The 4,460-nt window shown below is 40.8% G+C and carries 7 protein-coding genes; 5 read left to right on the top strand and 2 right to left on the bottom strand.

The window, feature by feature from the left end; translation table 11 throughout:
* Positions 1 to 178: 178 nt before the first annotated feature.
* Positions 179 to 358, bottom strand: coding sequence for a helix-turn-helix domain-containing protein (locus Q0Y54_RS11880; protein WP_297968264.1), 180 nt, complete (start codon positions 356 to 358; stop codon positions 179 to 181).
* A 107-nt stretch (positions 359 to 465) separates the two neighbouring features.
* A complete protein-coding gene (locus Q0Y54_RS11875) occupies positions 466 to 654 on the bottom strand; it encodes a helix-turn-helix domain-containing protein (RefSeq protein WP_297968262.1) in 189 nt (62 codons plus the stop codon).
* A gap of 237 nt (positions 655 to 891) precedes the next feature.
* On the opposite strand from Q0Y54_RS11875, the gene Q0Y54_RS11870 reads away from it, so the two are divergent.
* The 5 genes from Q0Y54_RS11870 to Q0Y54_RS11850 are packed head-to-tail and all read left to right on the top strand — an operon-like array spanning position 892 to position 4,378.
* Positions 892 to 1,983 carry a DUF932 domain-containing protein gene (locus Q0Y54_RS11870; RefSeq protein WP_297968259.1) on the top strand — a complete coding sequence of 364 codons (1,092 nt, stop codon included), beginning with the start codon at positions 892 to 894 and terminating at the stop codon, positions 1,981 to 1,983.
* 58 nt (positions 1,984 to 2,041) lie between these two features.
* The gene (gene radC, locus Q0Y54_RS11865) at positions 2,042 to 2,659 is read left to right on the top strand and encodes a RadC family protein (protein WP_297968256.1); all 618 of its coding nucleotides are present in this window, start codon (positions 2,042 to 2,044) and stop codon (positions 2,657 to 2,659) included.
* Between the two features lie 13 nt (positions 2,660 to 2,672).
* Positions 2,673 to 3,023: a hypothetical protein gene (locus Q0Y54_RS11860; protein WP_297968252.1), complete on the top strand. Its 351-nt coding sequence runs from the start codon at positions 2,673 to 2,675 to the stop codon at positions 3,021 to 3,023.
* 14 nt (positions 3,024 to 3,037) lie between these two features.
* Positions 3,038 to 3,931, top strand: coding sequence for a hypothetical protein (locus tag Q0Y54_RS11855; protein WP_297968249.1), 894 nt, complete (start codon positions 3,038 to 3,040; stop codon positions 3,929 to 3,931).
* Between the two features lie 18 nt (positions 3,932 to 3,949).
* Entirely contained in the window at positions 3,950 to 4,378 is a 429-nt protein-coding gene (locus tag Q0Y54_RS11850; protein WP_297968247.1) for a hypothetical protein, read from the top strand.
* Positions 4,379 to 4,460 lie beyond the last annotated feature (82 nt).

The following is a 4,460-nucleotide window of genomic DNA, read 5'->3' as shown; positions in this document are numbered from 1 at the left end:
ATATCATGCACACTTAAAAAATAAAGTACTGGTCTAAATTCTTGGTACCATTATAGCTCGAACCGTTTACTTCCGTTCATATCTGTATAAAAAAAATAATGATGAATTGAATAAAATTATTAATAACTTGATTTGAGAGTATATGGTATCCCCTTGGCCTGTGACCAAGGGGATACTTTTATTTTGTCACTGTCTGAACATATTCATTGATACTTGATTGTGGAATTTTCCAAATGCGCTTTATTCTGAAGGCCTTTATCTGGCCGGTACGCAATAAATTGTAGGCTGCGTTTCTGCCTATCGTTAGCTGTTCACATAGCTCTTCCAAAGATAAGATACGTACAGGTTCATTATCCATTATTCAGCAACTCCTTTTCTTATTTTCTTATATTTATGTTATTTAATTAATCAATAAGAAAATCATGGTTCATAAAGGTTCTATAAATCTTTCAAAACCTCCATTAATCATTTTTGATGCATAATGGCTTCTATTGATTCTACCGGAATCTTCCAGCTTTTACCTATCTTGTTGGCTTTAATAATTCCGCTATCTATGAGTTTGTAGACAGTACATGATGAAAGACCTAGTACGGAAGCTGTCTCAGCAACTGTCAGAACGGATTTGTTGATAGGCATTACACCCATTATTTCCATTGGGATTCCTCCTTTATATTTTCTTACTTTATTGTTAATAATAATTATTGTGATTTCAGTAATTTTATTAATGCTCATTTACAGTATGAGAAGCACAGATAACTGCCTTTTTACATTATTGAAAGAGTCAATTTTTTCAGTTGCATACTATATATCTGAGGAATATATCCTCCAGCTATCAGTTCAGAAGCTGTTTTTTATTAATATAAATCTATTTTTCAAAAGGAGGAAAAAGTTATGAAACAGGGAAGAACATTGGAGCAACTGGGAGAAGAACTTCAGAGGCAGAGGGAAGCTAGACAGGATTTCCTGTCGGATACCACTCTCATGGATTTTAAGGCAGAGGATAACGGCAGGAGCTTTATTAGTCTCAACATGAAGGGGAAAACTCAGACATTTGCCGTTAATGAGCTTGCTCATCAGCAGATTGCGCAGAGGCTTCAGATTCCGTACCGTTATTATCAGAAGATGATGGTGGAGCAGCCTGATTTGCTGTCTGAGAACGTAAACACATGGTTTCATTATGCGCCGGAAAGAAGAATGCTGAGAACTCTGGATGGGGAGGTAAGGGCATTTCTGTCTGACCGTTATCGCAGGCTGGATAATCTGGAGCTGTGTGAGGCTGTACTGCCTATCATAAGGGATATGCCGGGGGCATCCATCAACAGCTGCGAGGTAACACCTACACACATGTATCTGAAGGTCGTAAACAAGAAACTTAAAGCCGAGGTAGCTGTAGGTGATGCTGTACAGGCAGGATTTGTTATCTCCAATTCTGAGGTAGGTCTTGGCAGCGTAAAGATTGAACCGCTTATCTATAGGCTCGTATGTAAGAATGGGCTTGTTCTTAAGGATTATACCCAGAAGAAATATCATGTTGGCAGGCAGGTAGAGGGGGACGGTGCCTATGAGCTTTATTCTGACGAAACCTTGAAGGCTGACGATAAGGCATTCTTCATGAAGGTTCAGGATACGGTAAAGGTGGCAGCTGATGAAGCCAAATTTATTATGGCTGTAGACAAGCTGAAGGAATCTATGGATATCCCGTTGGGTAAAGACCCAGTAAAGGAAGTAGAGCTTCTGGCTGACAAGTACCAGCTTAATCCTAATGAGCGTGGAGATGTCCTTCGCCAGTTGTTTATGGGAAAGGACAACAGCAGATATGGACTGCTTAATGCTGTCACAGCTGCATCCAAGATGGCCTCAAGCTATGAAAGGGCAACAGATCTGGAAAGAATTGGTGGTGAAATTCTTGCTGAGTCTTTACCAAAAGTAAGGGAAGTTATTAATATTACCCCAGTTCGTTCACTGAACGCAATAACAGCATAAAAGATAAATGTGGGGACAGGCGCAATGCCTGTCCCTTTTAAATTTGGGAGGTTTAAATATGGAAAGTGAAATTCAGAAACTTAGTGATAACGAACTCTTAAGGATTTTGAACCCGGCGTTGGCAGTAGCGGTAGGTGATTACGGTGTCCCTGAGCTTTTAAATGTGGCTGAGCAGGAAGTATTGGCAATAAAGGGAATAGGCGATGCTAGAGTAAAAATGCTCATGGCATTAAAGGAAATAGTCCATCGTATTATTCACCGCCGCAAGGACAGCATAAAGACCGTCCATTCACCAGATGATGCCATTGAGTATTTCCAGTATCTCGCCGGTAATCCGACAGAGGAAGTGTGGGTTATGTTCCTTGATAACAAGCACCATGTAATTGGCAGCAAAATGGTTACAAGAGGAACCATCTCTGCCAGTGCTGTAGGCATGAGAGAAATCTATTCCATGGCCATAAAGAGAATGGCAGCAGCCATAGTGGTGGCCCATAATCATCCTTCGGGTATTGCCACCCCTAGTCAGGAAGACATCAGGTTTACTAAGGAACTTATTGAGAGTTCCAAAATATTGGGAATCCAGCTTGTGGACCATATCATCATTGCCAAGGAAGGCTCACTGAGCCTCAGAGAGGACCGTAGTGAGCTGTTTAATTACAACAGGGATATTTTCTAAGGGGGTATAGCTTATGTCATCGTATTCAAGCTGTCTGTCCTATGAGAACATAAAGTGCAGAGTCCTTATTGATGGTCATATTTATCTGTTTATGGATACAGCTGAAAGCAGTATAGAGGTAACACTAAACCCAAATCAGGCAAAGCTGCTTGGGGAGGCTCTTATAAAAGGAATATCCAAAATTTCTGTAGGGAGCATAGATAAAAGTAGTTCAGATCTTTTTGGTGATTTTGAAACTGTATATGAGATAGCAGGGGAGGAAACTAAAGATGAGCATAACACTAGAGAAGGTTCTGGAAGTGATACAGGTAGTTGTTCCGGTAATTTTGAAACAGACCAGAGAAAAGAAATAAAGATTGCGTAAGGGAGGTAAATATTATGCCGGCAACAAAATTTTTCTGTCCGGACGGGCAGGAGGTTCCAATTTCGGGCTGTTTAGATGGATGCAGGTGTGGTACAAGATGTATGTTCCTGCCAACACTAAGGGCTGTAGCCAAAAGCTCAGACAGAAAGATTGATGAACCTACTGTAACGGAGCTTATAAGTGGCAGTCGTGAAACCTACTTAAAGAAAACCACTGAATATACCATTGACCCAGAGAGTGCTTTATATGCTTTGCAGGGGCAGGGGATTCATGGCATCCATGAAGGTTTTATAGACGGGGATATCCTCTCAGAGGTTCGTCTGAAGGATGGCACCACCAGCGGTAAGTTTGATCTCTATGGACAACTCCTTGATGAAGACACGGGCTGTCTGGGGGATTTGAAGGTTACATCCAGCTACAAATTAATGCGTGCCATGGGGTATTACAAGAAGTCTGTTCCCACTGGGGAAGTATATAAGACAGGTGCCAGGAAGGGACAGCAAAAGTATCGTCAGGAGCTTTTTACTGATGGGGTCAAGTATGTAATGGATTGGGCTATTCAGCTTAACTATTACCGTATTCTGTTGGAGCAGCAGGGGTTTGAAGTAAATTCCATGTATATTCAGGCCATGTGCAGGGATGGTAGCCTCAGAATTGCCGCAGAGCGGGGAATAGACAAGAATATCTATATCATTCCAATAAAGAAGATTTCGGACCATTGGCTTATCCGTTACTTCAAACACAAGGCAAAAGTTCTTAAGGAAGCTATGGACTCCGGGAAAATTCCCAAGGTATGTTCATCCAAAGAACGCTGGCATGACAAGAAATGTCTCAATTATTGTGATGTAGCTGATTATTGTGATCATGGTCTTGTTGTAAGGCAATCTGCACAGAAAAAGGTTAGTTAATAATTTGAAGGTGGTTTTATGCCTAATTATGTGCGAAATGTGCTTGTGTTGGTTGGCAGGCAGGAAAAAGTGGCAAGGGTGATTAAATCTTTGGAAGGGAAAAATGGCCCGATAGACTTGGAAAATATTATTCCCTTGCCAGATGATTCTAAGATTGATATTCATAACTGGAAAATATCCCACTGGGGATCTACCGATGCCATTGATTGTATTATGAACAGAGAAAATACCATCAGTTTTTCAACTTCTTGGACACCACCATTAAAAGCTATTGAAGCACTGGCACAGAAATTTTCAGATGTAAATTTTCGTTATTATTGGGCCACTGATGATAAGGGATTTGATACTGGAATGCAGATTTGGGAAGAAGGAGAGCTTATTGAGGAAATAAGACCGTACAATCTTGTATATTATTATTGCTGGGATTCCATAAGGTTACCTGCATAATGCTATAGGGTGCTGCTATTTGCAGTACCCTTTTTTGTATAAAGAAAACCACGCGATAGTCGCGTGGTTCAGAAAAGCTTTA

This window comes from uncultured Anaerovibrio sp. (assembly GCF_947302755.1).
Classification (GTDB): Bacteria; Bacillota; Negativicutes; order Selenomonadales; family Selenomonadaceae; genus Anaerovibrio.
This window is presented reverse-complemented; position numbering and strand designations above follow the sequence as displayed.